The organism is Sphingobium lactosutens DS20, from assembly GCF_000445105.1.
In the GTDB taxonomy this organism is placed as follows: Bacteria; Pseudomonadota; Alphaproteobacteria; order Sphingomonadales; family Sphingomonadaceae; genus Sphingobium; species Sphingobium lactosutens.
This window is the reverse complement of record NZ_ATDP01000107.1, coordinates 158,193-180,121: the sequence shown is the minus strand read 5'-3', so window position 1 is coordinate 180,121 and position 21,929 is coordinate 158,193. Positions and strand designations below refer to the sequence as shown.

The following is a 21,929-nucleotide window of genomic DNA, read 5'->3' as shown; positions in this document are numbered from 1 at the left end:
AAGGCGCTCCATTGCGCTGCTGTAGCGCGTGTTGGGTCCGCCTAATTGAAAGTGTGAGCCAATCATTTGCGCGAGAGCGCCACCGGCGCGGTTTCGAAATGACCAGAATGGCGCGTTTAAGCCGCTTGCTGGTCCGGCAAGGCCTCTGCGAGGCAGGGATTTTTGGCAGTAAGGGTCAAGACGCGCCGTCGGCGTGGGAGCATTCAGTCAATATGACCTCTAAATCCTCTCCCTCGCACCTCCCCACAACCACGCGTTCCGTGATCCTTAAGCGTGCGGCCAAAGATCTGGATGACATTGTTGGCGCGCTCGCGATCGAGGAACGGCCTGTCCGAGAGGTAGGGCTGGATGAGGTGCTCTTGCGAGCGATCTACGTGTCGCTTGATCCCGCGCATGTCATGTGGGTGCGAATGATGGCGCCCTATATTCCAATCGGACCCGGCGACGCGATGACAGGCCAGGTCGTCGGCGAGGTCATGCATTCACGAGCCGATGGAATCGAGCCCGGTGACCTCGTTCTCGTGAGCGCCGAGATGTCGGAATATTCCGTCGTGCACAAAGACGGGATCGGAAACGGTGCCGGCAGAGGTGGAATCCTGTCAGTGCAGAAGGTGGACACCGCAGACGGCATTACCCCGGATCTGTACCTCAGTCTGTTGTCGCACACCGGCATGGCGGCGAGTTGCGGCATCAAACACGTCGCGAACGTCCAGCTTGGCCAAACGGTGCTGGTCTCCGCGGCCGCAGGCGCGACGGGCTCGGTTGCGGCGCAGCTTGCGAAGGTGATGGGCGCACGCGTGATTGGTATCGCCGGCGGCGCTGAAAAATGCGCTCTTCTCGAAGATTATTACGGTCTGGATGGAGCGGTTGATCACCGGGAGGATGTGGCGGCCCAGCTTACCGCGGTCGCACCGGAGGGCGTGGATACCTTCTTCGATAATGTCGGCGGCGCGTTGCTCGATACAGTGCTGCCGCAGATGAAGTTTCGCAGCCGCGTTATAATTTGCGGTGCCCTGTCGGACTACGGCAACGCGGCAGAGAAATCGTACCGCTTCGAGAACATCTCCACCCTTCTTCAGCGGAACGTGCAGTTGATTCCGTTCTGGCTCAGCGATTTCGAGGCGCATCGGACAAGCTATTTCGCCGAGTTGCGCGGCCTCTATTCACAAGGCCGGCTGAAGGTCAAACCATCGCATATCCTCGATGGAATTGAAGCCATCCCGGCAGCGTTTAAATTGCTCATGACGGGAGGGAATTCGGGTAAGTTGATGGCCGCCGTGGGGCCGCTCCCCGAGGCGCGCTGAATCCCACACCGATTTTTGGCAGGGGTTATCAAGACGCATCCGGCGCGCTTCGGCATTCAGGCGAAATGTCCTCGGAACCCTCGTCCTCAAAGTTCATCGTGGCGTTGGCCGCATTATGCTGTCTCGTCGACGGCTATGATCTGCAGTCCCTGGGGCTTGCGGTCCCGCTGATGGCGCAGGAACATGGCGTGGCTCCGGCGCAATATGGCCCGGCGTTGACAGCCACGGTGATTGGCATGATCATCGGCGCACTGGGCCTGACGCCACTCGGCGACCGTCTCGGGCCGCAGCGCATGCTGATCGCGTCCATGCTGCTCGTCTCCGCGGGTTCACTGCTCACCGCCGTGGTTGAATCGATTCCCGCACTGACTGCGACGCGTGTGCTGGTGGGTTGCGGAATAGGATGCGCCGTACCGGTTTCCGTGTCCCTCGTTTCCAATAATGTTGCGCCCAAGCATCGCACTCTTATCGTGACAGCAGTTGTGGTTTCCACCGGGCTGGGATCCTTCTTGGCGGGCATGGCGGCCCCGACGATCATTGGATTGGGGGGCTGGCGATCGATTTTCCTCGTGGGCGCGGTCATGCCGGCGTTGTGCGCGCTCATGCTTTGGCTGTCTCTTGCTGCGCCCAAACCCAGCGGCGCGGCAAGATCGCGATCGGCTACGCCCTTGTCGGCGGTGAGGGCGCTCTTCGACCAGGATCACCGCCGTACGTCCCTCCTGCTGTGGCTGATCATGCCTGCCAATCTGATCGTGACCTACGCGCTGACCGCTTGGCTCCCAACGCTACTGATCGGTGCGGGCTGGGAAAGCGCCCAGGCCCAGCGGGTTGCCGGCCTCCTTGCACTCGCGGGCATCGCTGGCGGCATTGTACTTGGCGCCCTTGCCGACAGGGGATTGATGAAGTTGGCGTTCGTGAGCGCACATTTTGTCGCGGCCGCGGCGTTCGCATGGATCGGCCTCGGCGGGAGCAATCACTGGTTGCTGGCAATTCTCGTCATCGGCTTCACATCTTATGGTGGATCCTTGATGCTCGGGTCCGTCACGCCTCAGCTTTACGCCGATGCCTCGAGGTCCACCGGCACGGGCTGGGCAAGCGGGATCGGTCGCATCGGAGCCGTTCTCGGTCCCTTGCTCGTAACCCTCGCCCTCAATGCGCATCTCCACCCGTCCGAGATACTTCAGCTGCTCTTGTGGCCCAGTCTTTGGTGCGCCGGCGTTGCCCTATTCCTGCCCAACCTCGCTAAGCGCGGGGAGCAGGCCGGATATGGTTCACGCCCCTGATATTCCGATCTTGGAGAATTACTTATGGAACAGCTTCAACGGTCCGTCCTCCTCCTGCCGGGCACGCTTGGCCTCGACGAGACGCGGGCCACCATTCGCGACACGAACGCCGACATGATCTGCCTCGATCTGGAAGACACGGTTGTCGCCAGCGAGAAGCAGGCGGCGCGCGAGGCTATTGTCGGGCTGCTGTCGGAGGACATCTGGGGTCGATCGCGGCGGGCGCTTCGGATCAATCCGCTCAGTGAGGCCGCGGCGGCTCTCGATGTCGAATATGTGATCGGGCACGTTCCCAATGGTGTCGATTCACTGTTCCTGTCGAAGGCGGAGACCGTCGACGAGCTGCGCGAGCTTGATGTCATGATCGAGCGCGCCCGTGGAACGAGCGCGACTCTTCAGCCGATCGGCTATGTCGTCGGAATTGAAAGCGCGGGCGCGATGACCCGGGTTGATGAGCTGGCGACGGCGTCGCCCAATGTCTCGACACTTGGCCTTGCTGTCGGAGATCTCAGCATCTCGCTTGGCATGGGGCTGGGCGCCTATCTACGCGATCGAAATGCATATCCCGGCGACATGTATCACTTTCATCGCTCGCGTCTCGTCCTGTCGGCGAAGACGCACGGCCTAAAGACGCTGGATTTTCCGTGGCCAATTGTGCCCGATCTTGCGACGCTTGAGGATGAAGCACGGCGTGGCATGATGCTGGGGATGGACGGCAAGCTGGCTCTGGCGGCGCAGCAAGTCCCGGTGATCCACCAGGCCTATGCGCCGCCGGTCGAGGAAGTGGAGCGTTTCAAGCGCCTCATCGCGGCCTATGAGCGGGCGGCAGCGGAAGGACAGGGTGCGACATCGCTCGACGGAGAATTCATTGATCCCGTTACGCTGGGTCTTGCGCGGCGCGTGCTCGCCCGCGCCCAAGCTCCGATTTGATCTTGGAGGGGTTAGCTCTTGTATGTGACTTGCTTGCGGTACTCGCGAGGCGGGACCCCAAAAGCATCCCGGAATACGCGGCTGAAATGTGCAGAGTCGTTGAATCCGCGCGCATAGGCGATTTCCGTGATCGACCTGTCATACAAGGAGGGATCGCGGAAATCGGCCGCACACCGCTCCACGCGGGCCTGCCTGATCCACTGCGAAAGCGAGGGACCAGAAGAAAAGAGGCGATGAAGCTGACGTTCGGAGATGGCAGTCGCGCGGGCGATCATTTTCGGAGAGAGGTCCCCTTCGCTCAGATTGTTAAGAATGAAGTTTCGGACATGGCGCAACCGCCGGGAAGCATAGCGCTGAGATGCCGGCTTGGGGTCGTCGACATTGCGCCAGCCTTGCGACAGCAAGCCTATCACGGCATTGGCAAGGACCTCGCCCGAACCCTCGTCCACGCCATCGCCTGGCGTGAATGCCGCGGTGATGATCGACTGAAGCAGAAAATCGTTAGGCGTCGGCAGCTTCCGGCCAACCCGCTTTTCCCATCCAGACATCTCGGCAGACAGCCGGTCTTTGGGGACATGGACGCAGATCTGCGAAGTATGACCCGCCATGCTCATCTCGAAAGGGGCTGCCGAATCAATCAGCACGGCGTCGCCAGGCGCGAGATCCACAGAGTTGTCGTCATGGATGAGCTTCGAGCGTCCCGCCGTCTGCAGTACGAGGTAACAATGACCGGTCTCGTCCGCCATGACTTCAGTGCGCGCGCGACACACGCGTTCGACGCTCTGCGAAATCTTCGCGCACGCCAGTGCTCCGATCCGCGCGGTCTCGATAGTGCCATTCGGTGCGTTCGAACCGAAATGAGTCGTAAATTGCCCGCACGTGGCGTGCACGATATCACGCCAGGCATTTTGGCGATTGGGCAGCGTAAAGTCGCTCGCAGCGAAGTACATGCTATCTCCTCTCCGATCGGATCTTGGGTCTGACCTGCCCGGTCGTTCGATATGCGCTTCCGAACTTAGCAATGCTAAGGTAGCGGCTTTGAGGATCATGATCAAGAGAGGGTTTGAGTGAACCGTAACGACATCATCGAGGCTGGATTGCGGCTTGTGCGCGAGGAAGGCCTAGGGAAATTCACGACCCGGCGGCTTGCCGATGCGCTTCAGGTCCAGGGTCCCGCCTTGTACCATCACTACCGGAGCAAGGAGCAATTGCTCGGTGATATGGCCAATCGCATCATCGAATCGACCATCGACAGCATGCCCTCGGGACTCGATTGGGCAGTGTGGAATGCGTCCTTTGCAAAACGTAACCGCAACGCGATGCTAAGCTATCGCGATGGCGCGCTCTTGCTCATCAAGGCGTGGCCCACGGACACCATGCGACGTCGAACCATTCCACGCCTTGAAGCGCCGATGCTTGGCGCGGGGTTCCCGGAGCAGGTGGCGAGGGAAGTCAGCTTTTCCATTGCCAGCTTCACGATCGGCTGGGTGCTGAACGAACAGAACGAACAGATCAGGGAGTTCATCGTCGAGCGAATGGACCCGGACCAGGCCTTCGAAAACGCCCTCGAAATGCTACTCGATGGAGCCAGGATAAGGCTTTCACGTCAAACATCATCATGAGGCGATGCCAAGTTTCTGGCGCGACCAAACAAGCATAGCGGTCAGGAGGAAGGCAATAGGGCGGCGAGGAGAGCCGCATGCAGATCAATCGAGTCGGAACGGAACGCTATACGGTCGGCGAGGGGCCGCTTTGGGATGTGGACCGCGGCGAACTGCTGCTCGTGGATATCGTCGGCCAGAGCATCACCATTTACGATGGCGCCCATCGTATCGTTGCGAATTACAAAGTGCCGCAGCCTGTCGTCGCCGCTACCCGTGCGGTTGACGGCGCGCTTCTCGTCCTGCTTGCCGATGGATATTATCGCCTCGACGAACAGAGTGGGACGTGTTTGCCGTTGAGCGACTTTCGTGTTCCTGCGGGTGGCACCTTGAACGATGGCAAGGTCGACCGCGCGGGGCGGCTCATTGCCGTCAGCGCCGATCGAGGAATGAAGGATCCGCTCGGAGGCATTTATTCGCTGGGTTACGATGGCGCAGTAGAACAGCGCGACGAGGGCTTTATCCTTTCCAATGGCCCGTGCTGGAGCCCCGATGGAAAATTCTTCTATTTGGCCGATAGCATAAAGCGGAAAATCTTCTGCTACGACTATGGTTCGGACGGTCGGCTCAGCGACAAGCGCGTCTTTGCCGATACCTCTGATCTGGGCATGCCGGACGGTGCCACCGTCGATGCCGAAGGATATCTCTGGATGGCGATGTGCGGCGAAGGGACCATCGTCCGCTTCGCTCCAGATGGATCCGTTGATCGGACGCTGGAGCTGCCGACCAAATGGTCGGCAAGCGTCACGTTCGGTGGCCAGGGTCTCGATCGCCTCTATGTCAGCACGCTCGATCCTGCGGTGGTGGGCGGAAGGGGCGACGCCTTGTGCGGCGCGCTCTTCGTGATCGACGGACTTGGGGTGCGGGGCCTCCCGGAATCGCGGGCCGCATTCTCGACCCTCCATCACGTTTCTGACATTCTCTGAGGTTTGCCATCGATGAGTTGGGATTATATTGTCATTGGATCGGGCTCGAGCGGAGCCGTCGTCGCCAACCGATTGAGCGGCAAGGGGGGCGGGCGCGTCCTTCTGCTCGAAGCAGGGCGGCGGCATCGCGATTTGCGCTTCACCGTTCCACTCGCGGGCTTTTCGATGCGCATGCATCCCAAGTCCTCGTGGCGCTTTGAGTCCGAACCCGAGCCTGCGCTGGATGGTCGACGATTGGAAATCCCGAGGGGCAAGGGCCTGGGCGGTAGCTCGCTGATCAACGGGGCGGTCTATAACCGAGGCAATCCCAGCGACTTCGATCGCTGGGCGGCGCTCGGATCGCCGGGCTGGGACTATAATTCCGTCCTGCCCTATTTCAGGCGGGTCGAAAATCATTGGAAGGGGGACAATGCCGTTCATGGCAGCCAGGGTGAGATGGCCGTCCGGCAACCCCAAGTTCCAAATCCCTTCACCGGCCGCGCGTTCGAGGCCGCTCGGCAAATGGGTTTTTCGGTAACCGACGACATCGCCGCTGATGATCCCGAGGGCTTCCACATCCCCGACTTCAATGTCGATGATCGCGGCCGCCGGATGACGACGGCGCGTGCGTTTCTCGATCCCATCCGAGGGCGGAAGCAACTCACCATCGAAACCGGTGCCCAGGTCACGCGCATCATCGTGGAGAATGGCCGCGCTACCGGCGTCGAGTATATCAAGAATGGCGCGCCTGTGATCGCGCGCGCGTCGAGCGAGATCATCATCTCGAGCGGCACTTTCGGCTCACCCCATTTGTTGCTTCTGTCGGGGATCGGGCCGGCGGACGAATTGCGGGCGCATGGCGTTGACGTGGTTCACGATCTCCCGGGTGTTGGGCGCAATCTTCACGATCAGCCAGCCTGCATATTCGAGGCGCTGACCAAAGAACCTCGGGCTTTCCACCGCACGTTCCGCGCGGATCGCTTTGCCGCGCAGATCGTTCGCTGGAGCTTGGGTCTTAAGAACGAACTCGCGACGATGCCCGTCATCGCGGCTGCCAACATGCGTACCAGCCAGAGTAGCAGCGCCCCCGATATGCGCTTCATGATCAGCGCGCTGTCGATCAGGAATTCAGTCTGGTTTCCGCTTATCCGAAAGGGGGCGGGGCATTATATGATGGCCCTCTATGGTGTCCCGCATCCGCGCAGTCGGGGCTCGGTGACCCTGCATTCGGCCGATCCGCTGGCCCCGCCGCGCATCCTCTACAATCTGCTCACGGACGAGCATGACCTGTCCGAATTGCGGCGTGGTCATCGCCTGATGCGCGAGTTCCTCGGCCAGCCGGCGCTGTCGACTGTCGTCGGCGACATCACCCTGCCGCCCGTCCGGCTCGACACCGACGAAGCCATCGACGCTTTTCACCGGCGCGCGGCCCAAACGACGCAGCATCCGATGGGAACCTGCAAGATGGGATTGGACGATCTGGCCGTCGTTGATCCTGCCTGCCGCGTGCGGGGGATCGATGGCCTGCGCGTCATCGACCTCTCGGTGGTGCCGGTCCAGAGTTCAGGCAATCCCAATGCCACGGCTGTGATGCTCGGCGACAAGGCGTCGCAAATGATCCTGGACGACAGATAAGCCGTCAAAAGCGTGCCTCATAGAAATAGAGCTAACATCATGACCAAAGTCCAACAGTCTCCGCAGGACATCTTACGGTACGCGCAGAGCGCCGAAGGCAAGCGCGATCCGCACCTCGCTTACGACGCACTGCGCGAGGCCGCGCCCATATGGCGCGATGAGGACACCGGGTTCATCTACGTCTCGAGCTACGCAGCCTGTGACCAGATTCTCCGGTCCCGGAGTTTCGGCGCGGCGGGACTGTTGCAGCAGGAACCGCGATTCGACCGCAGCCCTTCGTTGCAGTTCCTGGCCGACACGCTCTCGAACATCGATCCGCCCCATCACACGCGGCTCCGTTCGGGCATCCAGAAGAGCTTTTCCGTTCCCGTGCTCAAGCGCAGCGAGGCGCTGCTCGCTGAGGTTGTGGCAGAACGCGTCGAAGCGCTTCGTGATCGCACGGACTTTGATGTTCTCGGGGATTATGCGCTCACCATTCCGAACACCGTCATCTGCGAGTTGCTTGGCGTCCCGCGCGACGATCATGTGCGTTTTGCCGGCTGGCTCGCAGACCAGTTTCGTCTGCTAGGGCCGGTCCCGCCTTCTGACGAGTTGCTCGACGAAGTCGACGTTTCGACGGCTTCGCTCCTGGACTATATGGGTGCCTTGATCGAGGAGCGGCGCCGCGACCCGCGCGCTGACATCATCAGCGAGCTCATTGCTGCCCAGCGCGACGCTGAAGAGCCGATGTCCGTGCGCGAGATGACAGTCACCACTTCTGTCTTGCTTGCCGGCGGAAGCGACACGACGAAGACGGCCATCGTCATCGGAACACGGCTTTTGTTGGAGAATCCGGACCAGCTTGCCGACTATCTTGCTGACCCTGCTGCAGCGCGTCCGGCATTCGAAGAAGTTCTGCGACTTGGCGGATCGGTGGTTCTCGGAAATCTGCGCCGGGCCGTCGAAGACGTCGACCTGCAGGGCCATCGCATCGCAGCGGGCGAGATCGTCGTGCCCGTCATCGCGGCTGCCAATGTCGATCCGGCCAAATTTCCGGATCCTCTCTGGTTCAACATCCGGCGCAGCCCGAATCCCCATATCGCCTTTGGCGGTGGCGTTCATGTGTGCGTCGGGAACATGATGGCACGCATGGTGGGGCCCGTCGCCATTTCGGCGCTGGTGGCAGCCTATCCCGATATGCGGATGCTCGACGATGGTCGTGACGTCGATACCGGATTGCCGGCCCTTCGTGGAATGAACAGCTTGCGGGTGACGAAAAAAGCCGGCTGATGCTTGCGGGGGACCGCCGCTCCGCCGGCGAACGCATTGGGGGCGCCCGCGCTGGCATTGTTATGGGCGTCGTGAGGGACCGTTCCCGCCCGTTATGCTACGAGAGACCGTCGGCGGCGCGAGGTGTTAACTGGCGCTCAAGGCAGTTTGGGTGCGCCGGCCTGAGCGATCATGCGTTCGCCATCGACCACGATCGGTGAAGCAAGGCCGGGTACGCCGGCTTGCTCGATCGCAAGTCCGCGGGCGATCACTTGCGGATCTGCGAAGACGTCGGCAAGGTCGTTGACCGGTCCGCAGGGGATATGAAGGACCTCAAGCGCTTCTGCGAGATCGTGCATCGTCCAGCCCCGCGTCGCTGCCTCAATGGCCGAAACGACCTCCGTACGATGTTCCACACGCCCGGCATTCGTCGAAAATCGTGGGTCTCGCGATAGCGCGGCGAGGCCTAACGTGTGGCAAAGCTGCTCGAATTGCCGATCATTGCCGACGGCGATGATTAACTCTCCGTCCGATGTCTTGAACAGCTGATATGGGACCAGGTTTGGGTGCCCGTTGCCGAGCCGGCGTGGTGCAGTGCCGCTCGCAAAATAGTTCAGTGCCTGGTTGGCGAGCACCGCCACCTGACAGTCGAGCAGCGCGAGATCGAGGTGAGCGCCTACACCGCGCAGATCCCGCTCACGCAGCGCGGCGAGAATGGCAACGGTCGCATACATGCCCGTGAAGATATCGGCATAAGCCACCCCAGCCTTCTGGGGTTCACCATCCGGTTCCCCGGTGAGCGACATCGCTCCGCCCATCGCCTGGATAATGAAGTCATAGCCTGCTCGCGGCGCGTAGGGGCCGGTCTGCCCAAAGCCGGTAACCGAACAGGTGATCAGGCGCGGGTTCACCGCGAGAAGGCTTGCGTGATCGAGGCCATAGCGGGTGAGCGAGCCGACCTTGAAATTCTCGATCACAATATCCGCGTTGCGAACCAGTTCGCGTACTTCCGCCTGGCCGTCGGCATTCGTGAAGTCGATCGCTACGCTACGCTTGCCGCGATTGCAGGCATGAAAATAGGCCGCTCCCCGCGGGGCACCCTCGGAGTCCGTAATGAAGGGCGGCCCCCAGCCACGCGTGTCGTCGCCGCAACCGGGACGTTCGACCTTTATGACTTCCGCGCCGAGATCCGCGAGCAGCTGTCCTGCCCAGGGACCGGCGAGGATACGGGCGAGTTCGACGACGCGAACTCCTTCCAACGGGCGGCGCACGATCAAAAAGCCGGGATGCCGGTGATCGCACGGCCGAGGATCAAGCCGTGAATGTCGTGCGTACCTTCATATGTGTTCACTGTTTCGAGATTCTGGGAATGCCGAATGACCTGGAATTCCGCTGAAATGCCATTGCCACCGAGCATGTCGCGCGCGGTCCGCGAAACGTGGAGCGCCTTGCCGCAGTTGTTGCGCTTGATGAGCGAGATCGCATCCGGCTGCAGGATACCTGCTTCCATTGCGCGGCCGACAGCCAACGCGCCGCGGAGGCCGAGCGCGATTTCGGTCGCCATGTCGGCGAGCTTGAGCTGGACGATCTGCTTGCTTGCGAGCGGCACGCCAAATTGCTTGCGCTCGAGGGTATAGTTCCGGGCGGCGGCGTAGCACGCCTCGGCGGCTCCCATCGCGCCCCAGGCAATTCCGTAACGTGCGCGGTTGAGGCAGCCAAACGGCCCTTTGAGCCCTTCCACGTTTGGCAGCAACGCCGATTCGGGAACGTCGCAATCATCGAGAACGATTTCGCCGGTGATCGAGGCGCGCAGGCTGAGCTTGCCCTCGATTTTCGGGGTCGAGAAACCCTTGGTTCCGCGTTCGACGATAAAGCCGCGAATAGCATCTCCATGCGCGGCGGACTTTGCCCAGACGACCGCGAGATCGGCGATGGGTGAATTGGTGATCCACATCTTCGCGCCGGTCAGACGATATCCGCCGTCAATCGGAACAGCACGCGTCCGCATCGAACCGGGATCAGAACCGGCGTCAGGCTCGGTCAGCCCGAAGCAGCCGATCATTTCGCCAGTGGCGAGCCGCGGCAGGAAAGCGCGACGCTGTTCTTCGCTGCCATAGGCGTCGATCGGATGCATCACGAGGCTCGACTGCACGGACATGGCGGAGCGGTAGCCTGAGTCCACCCTCTCGATTTCGCGAGCGACAAGGCCATAGGCCACATAGCCCAATCCGCCGCCGCCAAGTTCGCTGTCGATCGTCATCCCCAACAGACCCATTTCACCCATCTCGCGCATGATCTCGGGATCAAATTGCTCATCGAGATAGGCCCTTGTGACGCGTGGCGTCAGGCGTTCTGCCGCGAAGGCGCGCGCGCTCTCCGCAATCATCCGCTCGTCTTCTGCGAGTGCGGAGTCCAGTGAGAGCGGATCGCTCCAGTCGAGAGATTGAATATCCATGGCTTGGAACCTCGTAAGAAAACTCGTTTGCGCTGACGTAGCGGCGAGAAGCGTGGCGTGCTGGAGGCATCCTGCCAAAAAATTGACTGAGAGCGCGTCTGGCAGAGAAATTTCTGGCAGCGAGACACAAGAAGCGAGGCCACTGCGAGGATAAGTCTAGGTCAGCTGGCGCGACGACGCGGGCGCTTGCTTGCCTTTTGTGGGAGAATTTTCCCCTTCGCCGTCCGCGCCTTTGAACAATTCCCCAAGACTGATCAGTTGAGCCTGATTGCGCGGGGAATGAGCGATGGGTTGAGAGAGCATGTTTCTGCGGAACAGTTGGTATGTGTTCGGATGGGTGTCCGCCGTCAGCGCCAATGGCACAGATTGAGGTTGTGATTTAAGGAGGATTTGGGCTTCGTCGTAGTGACGAAGGAACGAAGATGAAGCCCAAATCCTCCTTGAAAAAATCGGCGCCGAAGGCCCCAGCTGAGCGGGTGGTGAAGGACATACGGCGTGCGACGCGCCGGCACTTCTCTGCAGAGGACAAAATCAGGATCGTGCTGGAGGGGCTGCGCGGCGAAGACAGTATCGCCGAGCTGTGCCGCAAGGAAGGCATCGCCCAGAGCCTGTATTACACCTGGTCGAAGGAGTTCATGGAAGCGGGCAAGCGTCGTCTGGCCGGCGATACCGCCCGAGCTGCGACCACCGGCGAGGTGCACGACCTGCGCCGCGAAACCCGTGCCCTGAAGGAATGCGTGGCCGACCTGACGCTGGAAAACCGTCTGCTCAAAAAAAGCATGATCGCGGATGGGGGCGACGAAGAATGAGGTATCCCGCATCTGAGAAGCTCGAGATCATCAGGATCGTCGAGCAGTCGCATCTGCCCGCCAAGCGGACGCTGGACCAGCTCGGCATCCCCCGCCGGACCTTCTATCGATGGTATGACCGCTACCTCGAAGGCGGGCCGGAGGCGCTGGAGGATCGGCCATCGGCGCCGAGCCGGGTGTGTAATCGCATCGGCAACGATATCCAGCAGCAGATCGTCGAGATGGCGCTGGACCAGTCCGAGCTATCGCCCCGCGAGTTGGCTGTGCGCTTTACCGACGAGAAGCGCTACTTCGTGTCGGAATCGACGGTTTACCGGCTTCTGAAAGCCCATGACCTGATCACCAGCCCGGCCTTCATCGTGATCAAGGCGGCCGATGCGTTCCACACCAAGACGACGCGGCCGAACGAGATGTGGCAGACCGACTTCACCTACTTCAAAATCATCGGTTGGGGCTGGGTGTATCTGTCGACCGTGCTCGACGACTTCTCCCGCTATGTCATCGCCTGGAAGCTTTGCACCACCATGCGCGCCGGGGACGTCACCGACACGCTGGAACTGGCGCTTGAAGCCTCGGGCTGTTCGTCAGCCAGGGTCGTGCAAAAGCCCAGGCTGCTCAGCGATAATGGTCCGAGCTACATCGCCGAGGAGCTGGCCCAATGGATCGGTGCCAACGGTATGAGCCATGTCCGCGGCGCCCCGATGCATCCCCAGACCCAAGGCAAGATCGAGCGCTGGCACCAGACCCTCAAGAACCGGATCCTGCTGGAAAATTACTTCCTGCCCGGCGATCTGGAGACCCGGATCGAGGCCTTCATCGACCACTATAATCACCGCCGATATCACGAAAGCCTCGGCAATGTGACGCCCGCCGACACCTACTTCGGCAGGGCTGACGCCATCATCCAACAGCGCGAAAGGATCAAACGGAAGACCATCGAACACCGACGCTTGCAGCACCGCAAGCTCGCCGCTTAATATCAACCCCAGGACGAGGCCCGCGCTCCGCTAATCTACGCCGCGATCTGCGCCAAATGTTCTGACGACAGACATTCGGATGGGCACATGAACTCCAGGAGGCCGATGGAATTCTCGGCCGGGTAATGCTTGAAGAGCCAGTCGTCGTCTGGCGCGACGAAGAAGGCGCGCTCCATGCAATGGAGGATCGCTGTCCTCACCGGCGTGCGCCGCTCTCCAAGGGCCGCGTTGAAGGAACGGCAATCCGGTGCATGTATCGTGGGATGCTCTTTTCGAGCGGAGGCACCTGCCTCCAGGTGCCGGGAATGGACAATCCCCCGGCGCGCTGCGTGAGAACCTATCCGGTGCTCGAAAAAGACGCCTGGCTATGGATTTGGATGGGCGACAAGGAAAAGGCGGACGCGGCACTCATTCCCAATGCGTTCGGCTTCGCGCCTGACAGACCGATGCGCACTGGGCACATGGATTATGATGCCCACTATCAGCTGATCCACGACAATCTGTGCGATCTATCGCATGTCGATTTCGTCCATGCGACAACGCTGCGGCCGATCAGCGGCGCCCATTGGTCCGAGACAGCACCTCGGATTACCTCGGCTGATCGGGGGATCCGTCTGGAGCGCTGGTTCGAGTCTGCGGATTCTCCCGATGGTTCGGCGGTCGTTGACACCTGGAACTCTTACGAGTTTGCGGTTCCGGGCGTCTTCATCATGCGGAGTGGCCGCTTCCCGCCGGGAACGGCAGCGAAGTGCAATTACGCGGCACCCACCGGCGTCGTCCCGATAAACGAGACGGTTGAGCAGCAGGCTGTCACACCGATTTCGGATCGAAGGACCGCCTATTTCTTCGGGACTGCTGTTGTCGGCGACAACGCTCCGTTGACGCCTGACGTCAATCGCAGGATCGAGGTCGTGAAGGCCGCGTTCACTGAGGACCGGGAGATGATCGAGGCGCAGCAGCGCATTTGGGATCTAACGCCCGCCGGCGACGAGATGCTCTTCTTGCCGCAAGACAAGGGCCCGTTCCTGATGCGGAAGCTGCTCGCACGCCTCATAGCCAGCGAGGCGGCAGCTTCCGCAGCCAATTGACTTGCCAGTCGCCTTACTCGCGACTGCCGTGCGATTTGAGCGGAACATTGGTGTCCGCCAAAAGGCTCGGACTGATCTCCATTCGGCCGGTCACCAGCGCTTTTCCCTGGACATAGTCCCGGACCATGTTGACGCAGTCGAGCGCGATGACGCGACCGTTTCGCAAATAGATGAGCGAGAAGGACTTTTCGCTCGGCTCTCCACGCATCACGATGTCGTCGTAGCCCATCGTCAGGCCGACCGTCTGGAGTTTCAGATCGTACTGGTTCGACCAGAACCAGGGCACGGCATCATAGGCCTCCGGCGACCCGGTGAGAAACTTCGCCACCGTCGTGGCCTGATCGGTTGCATTCTGTACCGATTCAAGCCGGATCATAGCGCCTTCGGCATATGGATTGTCGTGCGCCGCGCAATCCCCGATCGCAAAAACGTCCGGCAGGCTGGTCCGGCAGTACTCGTCGACATAGACGCCATTCGGACAATCGGCGCCAGCGGCACGCAGCGGTTCGATGGATGGAATGATGCCGATACCAACAATCACCATATCGGCTGGAAGAGGTTCGCCGTCAGCAAGCCGGACCGCGCGTACTGCGTCATCGCCTTCGAGACATTCGACCTGCGAGGAAAGGCGCACGTCGATGCCATGTTCCCGATGCTCCGTTTCAAAGAAGCGGGACAGCGGCTCGCAAGCGACGCGGGCGAGGACGCGATCCATCGCCTCTACGACGGTGACGCTCTTGCCGAGCTTGCTCAGAACCGCGGCGGCCTCGAGGCCAATGTACCCGCCGCCGATCACGACGATGCGCTCGGCATTCGGGAGTTCCGCCATGATGCGGTCTACGTCGGCGCGGGTTCTGACGCTATGCACGCCGGCGAGGTCGTGCCCATCGCAGGTTAGGGAGCGCGGTGCGCCTCCGGCGGCCCAAATCAGATGACGATAACGGATGCTAATCCCGTCGGAGAGCACCGCTTCATGGTCTTGCGGCCGGATTTCGGTGACGCGACGCCCCGGAAGCAGGGCGATGTCCCGATCCACCCAGAACTGCTCCGGACGGATCAGGATGCGCTCGAAGCCTCGGACGCCGGCGATAGTCCTTCGACAGGGGAGGGCGCTCATAGGGAGCATGGGGCTCATCACCGAGGAGAGCGATACTACCCTCGAACTTCTGCTGGCGCAGTGCAAAGGCAAGCTGGGCGCCCGCATGGCCTGCGCCGACGATCAGAACATCATATTCGAGCATATTACGCCCCCATCAGCGGACCCGCGCGAGGGCATCGCGCCGGGTATGAAAATTGGAATCCCGCTCATACCGGTCTGTCGAACTCAACGATCGTCTCGCTCGCCTTGCACCTGACTTACCTTATGCCTCGCTCAGGCGCGGCTAAGGCGCTCCGCATGCCAGCGGAGATGTTCGGTCATGAATGTCGAAATGAAATAATAGCTGTGGTCGTATCCCGGGTGGATGTTGAGCGTCAGTGCGATCCCCGCCGCGTCGCACGCTGCGGCCAGAAGATCAGGTTTCAGCTGCTCTGCAAGAAAGGGATCAGCGGCACCCTGATCGACGAGGATCTCACCAACGCGAGCGCCGCTCTTGATGAGGGCCACTGCGTCGTGGCTATCCCAAGTCGCGGTATCCTGGCCGAGATAGCCTCGCAGGGCCTTCTGGCCCCAAGGAACCTGGGTCGGAGCAACGATCGGAGAAAAGGCGGAAACGGATCGAAACCGGTCGGGATGGCGAAGTGCCACGGTTAGCGCGCCATGGCCGCCCATGGAGTGTCCCATAATCGACTGGCGCCCCATATCCGCGGGAAAATTGTCCGCAATGAGAGCGGGAAGCTCCTCGGTAATGTAGGTCCACATCCGATAGTTCGTATTGAACGGCGTTTCGGTCGCATCGACATAGAAGCCCGCGCCGAGACCGAAATCATAGGCACCGTTGACATCGTCGGGCACACCGTCGCCACGCGGCGAGGTATCGGGTGCGACGAGCATCAGGCCGAGTTCCGCGCAAGCACGACGGAACTCGCCCTTTTCAGTCACATTGGCATGGGTGCAGGTCAGCCCCGACAGATACCAGACCACCGGCAGCTTCGCCCCCTCCGCATGCGGTGGAACGAAGACCGAGAACGTCATCTCGGTAGCGGTCGATGTGGAGGCGTGCTTGTAAACCCCCTCGACGCCGCCAAAGGCGATATTGGCGCTGACCTGCTCCATTGTCAGTTGCCGTCGGTGAAGGTGTAGGAGCAGATCTTGTTGCCCGCCGGATCGCGCAGATAGGCGGCATAGGCGCCGGGCAGATGACCGCGCGCGCCGGGAGCGCCTTCATCGGTGCCGCCCGCAGCGAGGCCAGCTGCATGGAAGGCATCGACATCAGCGGTCGTCGCGGCGGCGAAACCGACGGTCACGCCATTGCTCGACGGTGCTTCGCCATTGCCCGGGGTGAGGATAAGAAGGGCGGGCTTGTCCTTGCCATAGAGCACGACGCTTTCGCCGAACGGGCCCATGTTCTTCACGCCGAGCGGCGCGAGGGCGGCATCGTAGAAGCTAACCGAAGCCGCGAGATCGCTCGCACCCAGGCAGGTATGCGAAAACACGCCATCACCAGAAATAACCGCCATGATATTCTCCTTTGTTAAAACAATGGTGTCAGAACACGACGGCGCTCTGGATGCGTCCGCGTGCTTAACGTCGATCCCTCGTCGATTTCCCCGAGGGTGAGGATTTGCGGATCGACGGATCGATCCAAACCTGGCGCTCACGCTCCGCTTGATGATCTCCGGCAGGTCGATGCGACGGCCAGCGCGAGTGAACGCGATGGCTGCGGTTGCCGATCGAACATGAGTAGGAAGTGGCGCGCGGTGACGTGCTTCACGGCCTCCGAAGTGCCGCGGGTATCACCAGCAGTCATTGTAATCGCGGCCCTTACAGAATTCGAAAACCTCGCGGAGAGTGTAAGGCTTTCGCCACGTAATCATCTCCACATGATGGGATTGGATCGCGTAATATTGTCCGGCAAACCCAATGTCCTGCCCTACCATCTCTTCACTGCACCAATTTTGCGCATAGTCGTGGGTCGGCATGTTGGGGTCGAAGGTGCGCGGCACGCCCATTGCGTCAAACTGGCGATAGCGTTCCTCAGGCGACACCGGGATATATTCGATCGTAACGCCGAACACGTCGGCCGCAATGGCCGCAATCTCGCGATAGCCTAGCAGTTCTGACCCGGTGATCTCGTAGGTCGCGCGATCATGCAATTTCGTGTCGAGCAGGCACCGGACTGCGCATGCGGTGATATCGCGCTTGGAAACCGGCGAAAGCTTGCCTTCGCCGGCGGCCTGATACCATTTTCCCGTTGCAAGGACAGGCGGAGCGGCCAGCGTGGGAAAGACCTCCGCATAGGTCTGGTTGCGCAGGATCGTATAGCCGAGGCCGCTGTTACGCAGATCCTCTTCGGTGACGATATGGTCGGATACCGATGGAACCGGATTGCGCGGGTGGATGCCGCCGCAAGAGGTGTAGACGATATGCCGGATGCCCACTGCCTTGGCGGCTTCGATCGCATTCCGGTGTTCGGGAACGCGTTTTGCAACGTCGAGGCTGCTAATCATCATCAGCACTTCACTTCCGGTGAAGGCCGCTTGAAGCGCTTCTCTGTCGCGATAATCGCCATATGCGACCCGCACGCCCGCGGCGGCGCGTTCCGCAAGTTTTTCGGGGCTGCGGGTAACCAGCGTAAGATCGGCAGGCGCAATCTGCTCGAGAAGGTCCGCGGTTATCCGGCGTCCAAGATCACCTGACGCACCACTCACAACGATTTTCGCCATTTCGCTCCTCCCAAAAACGCGCGCGTGCTGCACCTTGCGGATCGTTTGATCCGCAAGGTCGGCTGCTCAGCCCCCGGTCATTCTCAATAGACGACCACGCTCCGGATGCTCTCGCCCGCGTGCATCAGGTCGAAGCCCTTGTTGATCTCTTCCAGCGTCAGGACGTGGGTGATCATCGGGTCGATCTCGATCTTGCCGTTCATGTACCAGTCGACGATCTTCGGCACGTCTGTCCGGCCCTTCGCACCGCCGAACGCGGTGCCCCGCCAGTTTCGGCCGGTGACGAGCTGGAACGGACGCGTGCTGATTTCCTTGCCGGCCTCGGCGACGCCGATGATGATGCTTTCGCCCCAGCCGCGATGACAGCATTCCAGCGCGGTGCGCATCACTTCGGTGTTGCCGGTGGCGTCGAAGCTGTAGTCGGCGCCACCATCGGTGAGCTGAAGCACCTCCGCGATCACCTCGTCGCGGCTCTTGCCCTTGCCGTTGATGAAATGGGTCATGCCGAACCTGCGACCCCATTCCTCGCGGTCGGGATTGATGTCGACGCCGACGATCACGTCCGCGCCCACCATCTTGGCGCCCTGGATCACGTTGAGGCCGATGCCGCCCAGGCCGAAGATCACGACCTTCTCGCCTACCTGCACCTTCGCCGTGTTCACGACCGCGCCGACGCCGGTGGTGACGCCGCAGCCGACATAGCAGCTCGTCTTGAACGGCGCGTCCTCGCGAATCTTCGCCACCGCGATTTCGGGCAGCACGGTGAAGTTGGAGAAGGTCGAGCAGCCCATATAATGGAAGATCGGCTGGCCCTTGTACGAAAAGCGCGTGGTGCCGTCGGGCATCAGGCCCTTGCCCTGCGTGGCGCGGATCGCGGTGCAGAGGTTGGTCTTGCCGCTGAGGCATGATTTACACTGGCGGCATTCGGGCGTGTAGAGCGGGATGACATGGTCGCCGGGAACGACCGAGGTGACGCCGGCGCCCACCTCGCGGACGATGCCCGCGCCTTCATGACCCAGGATCGAGGGAAAGATGCCCTCACTGTCGAAGCCGTCGAGCGTATAGGCGTCGGTGTGGCAGATGCCCGTCGCCATGATCTCGACCAGAACCTCGCCGGCCTTGGGGCCTTCCAGATCGACTTCGACGATCTCCAGCGGCTTCTTGGCTTCGAATGCGACGGCAGCGCGGGTCTTCATCTCATGCTCCCCTAAAGATTTTGAGTTGACCTGCTCTAGCATTATGCCAATGGTGTTTTAATACAGATATTCCGCAATACACTATGTCTTGAGAGGGATAATATGTCGTCGTGGGATGGGATCGATGAGTTCATTGCAGTGGCCACTGCTGGCTCGTTCACGCGCGGTGCGCAGGCGATCAAGATGTCGCCGACGCATGTGAGTCGGTCCGTCCTCGCACTTGAGCAGCGGGTGCAAACGCAGCTTTTCAACCGCACCACGCGGACGGTCCGGCTTACGGATTCGGGGCGGGTGTTTTTCGAGCATTGCAGCCGAATCGCCCAGGAGCGGGACGAAGCCATCGCCCTCATCGGCGAGCAAGGCGAGCCACAGGGACAGTTGAGAGTCACCTGTTCGACAGCAATGGGAGAGCGTTTCGTCGCGCCCATCATCCGGCGCTTCGCCATGCGTCATCCCAAGCTGAGCGTGGTCATCGACCTCACCAACCGAATCGTCGACCTTGTTGCGGAGGGATATGATCTCGCGATACGGACCGGCCATGTCGCGGACAGCCGGTTGATCGCGACTCAGGTTGCCACCCGGACGCTCTATACATGTGCCGCCCCAAGCTATCTGGCGCGGGCCGGCAGACCGACGTCCGTCGAAGACTTCGCTCAACATCAGTGCATCGCCGGCACCAATCCCGTTTGGCAATTCAAACGCGATGGTCGCGAGATCATCCATCAGCCCCAAGGGCCGTTTCAGTGCAACAACGGCTATGCGGTGATGGAAGCCTGCATCGCGGGGATGGGCATCTGCCAATTACCCGATTTCTATATCCTGCCCTATCTCAAGCAGGGAATGGTGGAGCTGCTTGTCGAGGACTATCGGCCTGCCGATGAGCCGGTCTGGGCCGTCACCCCGCAGCGGCGCCACCTTCTTCCGAAAATCCAATCGGTAGTCGATTGCCTCCAGCGTGAGCTTTCGGCCGCGATCACCAGCTCGGTGTCGCATGATCCGGCGAATCCGCGCTGAAAGAGGGCTGTCGAAGGATGAGGCCGATTGGATTGCACCACCGCCGCGGCACTCGCCGGAGACCCCACCACCTGAGAGGAAAGGTCAATGAGCAGGACGGATAGCCCGGCGAGGGATTCTCGCGGAGGACCTACGTGCTGGCCCCCGTGCCCGTTGAGCTTGCCTGTGCGATAGCCGATGTCCGGGCAGAAATCATTTCGAGGGAAGAATGAAACGACGGGTGGCTCATTTGAAAAGCTGTCCGAGAGGCAGCGCATTTACCTTCGGCATGTCTTTCAGCATCGCGCGTCCGATGAGATCGCACATCTCGAAGGCGTCAGTGCGCGTGCCGTCGACAAGCAGCTGCTTTTGGCCAAGGACACGCTCGGCGCTACCAGTCGTTTCGAAGCGGCACGGATGTTTGCGGAGTTCGAGGCTGGGGTAGAAAGATTCTACCCTGCAAGCGTTGCACCTTCCCGCCCCGAGTTTTGGCCGCTTCCATGGCCTTTGCCGACCAGCGCGAAGGCGAACAGCACGCTGACATGGAAGCAGGTTCTGGCTTGGGGCGCGATCATCGCAATCGCCGCCCCGATCGCCCTGACCGTTGCCGCTATGGTGATCGTCGCCTTCTCGTTGGTGATCGGCATCAACCCGCAATGAGTGGCGGTGTTTCGCCACGGGAGTAGCTTATGGAAAATCTGGTAAAAACGAGCAGGGTCATCGCCGCCGAGTTGCGGCAGGCGGAGCGCTCGATCAATCTTGCGACGCGCGATACGGCCCAGTTCTTGTTGACCACGCTCGACGCGACCGAGGCGCATGAGCTGTCGCCGGCGATGTCGCATCGCACCGTTAAGGCGACGATCGGCGCGCTGACAGCTCTGGCGGAGAGCCAGAGCCAGATGGCGATTCGCGCGCATACGAGCGCCGAATCTGTCGGTCGCGACCTGGGGCTCGATGTGACCGCCTGGGGCGGCAGCGCGCCGAAGCCCAGCATAGGGATGCTTGAGGAAAGCATGGCGGCCTGACGCCTATGAGCATGAGCTGGGTGCTCGCATTGACGTACAATGCCGTTCTGCTGAGTGTAGGCGGATATGCATGGGTGCGGGGCGGGCGTCCCGAGCGCATCGGCGCGGCGATCAACATCGCCGCGTCGTTCGCGACTGGAGCATTGCAGCTCATCGATCGGCGCCATTATGCACCGGCGGAAGCGATCGTACTCGGAATCGATGTCGTGGTCGCGATCAGTTTCTATTGGCTCGCGATCCGCACCACCAGATTCTGGCCAATCTGGGCGTTCGGGTTCGCGCTCGCCAACCTGATCATGACCGTCGCGGCCCTGCTGCTGCCGGGTGTTTCGCTTTTCGCCTATCATTCGGGCCTAAGCGCTTATGCGTACCTCGCGCTTGGGGCTCTGCTTCTGGGGGCCTGGCGGATGCCGCCTGGCGCCGACGACGTGCTGAAGAATGGCTCACGCCGAGCCTGGTTCGCCAAGGAAAAATTGCGCGAACACAGTCAGCTCAATTCGAATGTGTAACCAGGTGCTGATCCGCCCTGCAACGTGAAAATTGCGCTTGCGGATCGGCCGTAGGGAAAGGCGGGCCGAGAGCCTCGCGGGTTGGA

At 61.1% G+C, this 21,929-nt stretch carries 20 protein-coding genes and 2 pseudogenes; 14 read left to right on the top strand and 8 right to left on the bottom strand.

Annotated elements, in window-relative coordinates:
* The first annotated feature begins 107 nt into the window (after positions 1 to 107).
* The 3 genes from RLDS_RS51070 to RLDS_RS51060 all read left to right on the top strand — a co-directional run bounded on the left by RLDS_RS51070 (position 108) and on the right by RLDS_RS51060 (position 3,517).
* Positions 108 to 1,304 carry a zinc-binding dehydrogenase gene (locus RLDS_RS51070; RefSeq protein ID WP_021228196.1) on the top strand — a complete coding sequence of 399 codons (1,197 nt, stop codon included), beginning with the start codon at positions 108 to 110 and terminating at the stop codon, positions 1,302 to 1,304.
* Positions 1,305 to 1,369: 65 nt separating this feature from the next.
* Positions 1,370 to 2,587, top strand: coding sequence for an MFS transporter (locus tag RLDS_RS51065; protein ID WP_021228195.1), 1,218 nt, complete (start codon positions 1,370 to 1,372; stop codon positions 2,585 to 2,587).
* Between the two features lie 24 nt (positions 2,588 to 2,611).
* Positions 2,612 to 3,517 carry an HpcH/HpaI aldolase/citrate lyase family protein gene (locus RLDS_RS51060; protein WP_021228194.1) on the top strand — a complete coding sequence of 302 codons (906 nt, stop codon included), beginning with the start codon at positions 2,612 to 2,614 and terminating at the stop codon, positions 3,515 to 3,517.
* An 11-nt stretch (positions 3,518 to 3,528) separates the two neighbouring features.
* Here the strand turns inward: RLDS_RS51060 and feaR are convergent, their stop codons facing one another.
* Complete coding sequence (gene feaR, locus RLDS_RS54785; RefSeq protein WP_021228193.1) at positions 3,529 to 4,467, bottom strand: transcriptional regulator FeaR; 939 nt, start codon at positions 4,465 to 4,467, stop codon at positions 3,529 to 3,531.
* A gap of 117 nt (positions 4,468 to 4,584) precedes the next feature.
* On the opposite strand from feaR, the gene RLDS_RS51050 reads away from it, so the two are divergent.
* The 4 genes from RLDS_RS51050 to RLDS_RS51035 all read left to right on the top strand — a co-directional run bounded on the left by RLDS_RS51050 (position 4,585) and on the right by RLDS_RS51035 (position 8,987).
* The gene (locus RLDS_RS51050) at positions 4,585 to 5,139 is read left to right on the top strand and encodes a TetR family transcriptional regulator (RefSeq protein ID WP_021228192.1); all 555 of its coding nucleotides are present in this window, start codon (positions 4,585 to 4,587) and stop codon (positions 5,137 to 5,139) included.
* Positions 5,140 to 5,216: 77 nt separating this feature from the next.
* On the top strand, positions 5,217 to 6,104 hold the full coding sequence (locus RLDS_RS51045; RefSeq protein WP_021228191.1) for an SMP-30/gluconolactonase/LRE family protein: 888 nt from the start codon (positions 5,217 to 5,219) through the stop codon (positions 6,102 to 6,104).
* A gap of 12 nt (positions 6,105 to 6,116) precedes the next feature.
* Positions 6,117 to 7,718 (top strand): GMC family oxidoreductase, encoded by a 1,602-nt coding sequence (locus RLDS_RS51040; RefSeq protein WP_021228190.1) that lies wholly within the window; start codon positions 6,117 to 6,119, stop codon positions 7,716 to 7,718.
* A gap of 39 nt (positions 7,719 to 7,757) precedes the next feature.
* On the top strand, positions 7,758 to 8,987 hold the full coding sequence (locus RLDS_RS51035) for a cytochrome P450 (RefSeq protein WP_021228189.1): 1,230 nt from the start codon (positions 7,758 to 7,760) through the stop codon (positions 8,985 to 8,987).
* 137 nt (positions 8,988 to 9,124) lie between these two features.
* Here the strand turns inward: RLDS_RS51035 and RLDS_RS51030 are convergent, their stop codons facing one another.
* Together RLDS_RS51030 and RLDS_RS51025 are read right to left on the bottom strand one after the other, a co-directional pair.
* A complete protein-coding gene (locus RLDS_RS51030; RefSeq protein ID WP_031299004.1) occupies positions 9,125 to 10,237 on the bottom strand; it encodes a CaiB/BaiF CoA transferase family protein in 1,113 nt (370 codons plus the stop codon).
* A gap of 2 nt (positions 10,238 to 10,239) precedes the next feature.
* Positions 10,240 to 11,421, bottom strand: a complete 1,182-nt coding sequence (locus RLDS_RS51025) for an acyl-CoA dehydrogenase (RefSeq protein WP_021228187.1) — start codon at positions 11,419 to 11,421, stop codon at positions 10,240 to 10,242.
* 422 nt (positions 11,422 to 11,843) lie between these two features.
* Here RLDS_RS51025 and RLDS_RS51015 point away from each other — a divergent pair.
* The 3 genes and pseudogenes from RLDS_RS51015 (at position 11,844) to RLDS_RS51010 (ending at position 14,295) form a co-directional block, all read left to right on the top strand.
* A protein-coding gene (locus tag RLDS_RS51015; RefSeq protein WP_408021196.1) for an IS3 family transposase occupies positions 11,844 to 13,207 on the top strand; the annotation gives its coding sequence in 2 pieces (ribosomal slippage) (positions 11,844 to 12,191 and positions 12,194 to 13,207; 1,362 coding nt in all).
* A 98-nt stretch (positions 13,208 to 13,305) separates the two neighbouring features.
* Positions 13,306 to 13,539: pseudogene (locus tag RLDS_RS57235) on the top strand (Rieske 2Fe-2S domain-containing protein); the annotation flags it as partial.
* Complete coding sequence (locus tag RLDS_RS51010) at positions 13,513 to 14,295, top strand: aromatic ring-hydroxylating dioxygenase subunit alpha (protein ID WP_236616925.1); 783 nt, start codon at positions 13,513 to 13,515, stop codon at positions 14,293 to 14,295. The pseudogene RLDS_RS57235 and the gene RLDS_RS51010, both read left to right, overlap by 27 nt.
* 13 nt (positions 14,296 to 14,308) lie before the next feature.
* Here RLDS_RS51010 and RLDS_RS51005 read toward each other — a convergent pair.
* From RLDS_RS51005 to RLDS_RS50985, 5 genes and pseudogenes are all read right to left on the bottom strand, one after another.
* Positions 14,309 to 15,536 (bottom strand): annotated as a pseudogene (locus tag RLDS_RS51005) (NAD(P)/FAD-dependent oxidoreductase).
* Between the two features lie 131 nt (positions 15,537 to 15,667).
* Complete coding sequence (fghA, locus tag RLDS_RS51000) at positions 15,668 to 16,510, bottom strand: S-formylglutathione hydrolase (protein WP_021228180.1); 843 nt, start codon at positions 16,508 to 16,510, stop codon at positions 15,668 to 15,670.
* Positions 16,511 to 16,512: 2 nt separating this feature from the next.
* On the bottom strand, positions 16,513 to 16,914 hold the full coding sequence (locus tag RLDS_RS50995; protein WP_021228179.1) for a VOC family protein: 402 nt from the start codon (positions 16,912 to 16,914) through the stop codon (positions 16,513 to 16,515).
* A gap of 276 nt (positions 16,915 to 17,190) precedes the next feature.
* Positions 17,191 to 18,120, bottom strand: a complete 930-nt coding sequence (locus tag RLDS_RS50990; protein WP_021228178.1) for an SDR family oxidoreductase — start codon at positions 18,118 to 18,120, stop codon at positions 17,191 to 17,193.
* Between the two features lie 83 nt (positions 18,121 to 18,203).
* Positions 18,204 to 19,316, bottom strand: a complete 1,113-nt coding sequence (locus RLDS_RS50985; RefSeq protein ID WP_021228177.1) for an S-(hydroxymethyl)glutathione dehydrogenase/class III alcohol dehydrogenase — start codon at positions 19,314 to 19,316, stop codon at positions 18,204 to 18,206.
* A 102-nt stretch (positions 19,317 to 19,418) separates the two neighbouring features.
* Here RLDS_RS50985 and RLDS_RS50980 point away from each other — a divergent pair, with 102 nt between their 5' ends.
* The 4 genes from RLDS_RS50980 to RLDS_RS50965 all read left to right on the top strand — a co-directional run bounded on the left by RLDS_RS50980 (position 19,419) and on the right by RLDS_RS50965 (position 21,843).
* Positions 19,419 to 20,330: a LysR substrate-binding domain-containing protein gene (locus RLDS_RS50980; protein WP_021228176.1), complete on the top strand. Its 912-nt coding sequence runs from the start codon at positions 19,419 to 19,421 to the stop codon at positions 20,328 to 20,330.
* 177 nt (positions 20,331 to 20,507) lie between these two features.
* On the top strand, positions 20,508 to 20,969 hold the full coding sequence (locus RLDS_RS50975; RefSeq protein ID WP_021228175.1) for a helix-turn-helix transcriptional regulator: 462 nt from the start codon (positions 20,508 to 20,510) through the stop codon (positions 20,967 to 20,969).
* Positions 20,970 to 20,998: 29 nt separating this feature from the next.
* Complete coding sequence (locus tag RLDS_RS50970) at positions 20,999 to 21,334, top strand: hypothetical protein (RefSeq protein ID WP_021228174.1); 336 nt, start codon at positions 20,999 to 21,001, stop codon at positions 21,332 to 21,334.
* 5 nt (positions 21,335 to 21,339) lie between these two features.
* Complete coding sequence (locus RLDS_RS50965) at positions 21,340 to 21,843, top strand: hypothetical protein (protein WP_021228173.1); 504 nt, start codon at positions 21,340 to 21,342, stop codon at positions 21,841 to 21,843.
* The last annotated feature ends 86 nt before the right edge of the window (positions 21,844 to 21,929 follow it).

What these genes read in the sequence shown, in the direction of transcription:
- RLDS_RS51070 (WP_021228196.1), top strand. Translation starts at nt 108, where the DNA reads ATGGCGCGTTTAAGCCGCTTGCTGGTCCGGCAAGGCCTCTGCGAGGCA.
- RLDS_RS51065 (WP_021228195.1), top strand. Translation starts at nt 1,370, where the DNA reads ATGTCCTCGGAACCCTCGTCCTCAAAGTTCATCGTGGCGTTGGCCGCA.
- RLDS_RS51060 (WP_021228194.1), top strand. Translation starts at nt 2,612, where the DNA reads ATGGAACAGCTTCAACGGTCCGTCCTCCTCCTGCCGGGCACGCTTGGC.
- feaR (WP_021228193.1), bottom strand. Translation starts at nt 4,467, where the DNA reads ATGTACTTCGCTGCGAGCGACTTTACGCTGCCCAATCGCCAAAATGCC.
- RLDS_RS51045 (WP_021228191.1), top strand. Translation starts at nt 5,217, where the DNA reads ATGCAGATCAATCGAGTCGGAACGGAACGCTATACGGTCGGCGAGGGG.
- RLDS_RS51040 (WP_021228190.1), top strand. Translation starts at nt 6,117, where the DNA reads ATGAGTTGGGATTATATTGTCATTGGATCGGGCTCGAGCGGAGCCGTC.
- RLDS_RS51035 (WP_021228189.1), top strand. Translation starts at nt 7,758, where the DNA reads ATGACCAAAGTCCAACAGTCTCCGCAGGACATCTTACGGTACGCGCAG.
- RLDS_RS51025 (WP_021228187.1), bottom strand. Translation starts at nt 11,421, where the DNA reads ATGGATATTCAATCTCTCGACTGGAGCGATCCGCTCTCACTGGACTCC.
- RLDS_RS51010 (WP_236616925.1), top strand. Translation starts at nt 13,513, where the DNA reads ATGGACAATCCCCCGGCGCGCTGCGTGAGAACCTATCCGGTGCTCGAA.
- fghA (WP_021228180.1), bottom strand. Translation starts at nt 16,510, where the DNA reads ATGGAGCAGGTCAGCGCCAATATCGCCTTTGGCGGCGTCGAGGGGGTT.
- RLDS_RS50995 (WP_021228179.1), bottom strand. Translation starts at nt 16,914, where the DNA reads ATGGCGGTTATTTCTGGTGATGGCGTGTTTTCGCATACCTGCCTGGGT.
- RLDS_RS50990 (WP_021228178.1), bottom strand. Translation starts at nt 18,120, where the DNA reads ATGGCGAAAATCGTTGTGAGTGGTGCGTCAGGTGATCTTGGACGCCGG.
- RLDS_RS50985 (WP_021228177.1), bottom strand. Translation starts at nt 19,316, where the DNA reads ATGAAGACCCGCGCTGCCGTCGCATTCGAAGCCAAGAAGCCGCTGGAG.
- RLDS_RS50980 (WP_021228176.1), top strand. Translation starts at nt 19,419, where the DNA reads ATGTCGTCGTGGGATGGGATCGATGAGTTCATTGCAGTGGCCACTGCT.
- RLDS_RS50975 (WP_021228175.1), top strand. Translation starts at nt 20,508, where the DNA reads ATGTCCGGGCAGAAATCATTTCGAGGGAAGAATGAAACGACGGGTGGC.
- RLDS_RS50970 (WP_021228174.1), top strand. Translation starts at nt 20,999, where the DNA reads ATGGAAAATCTGGTAAAAACGAGCAGGGTCATCGCCGCCGAGTTGCGG.
- RLDS_RS50965 (WP_021228173.1), top strand. Translation starts at nt 21,340, where the DNA reads ATGAGCATGAGCTGGGTGCTCGCATTGACGTACAATGCCGTTCTGCTG.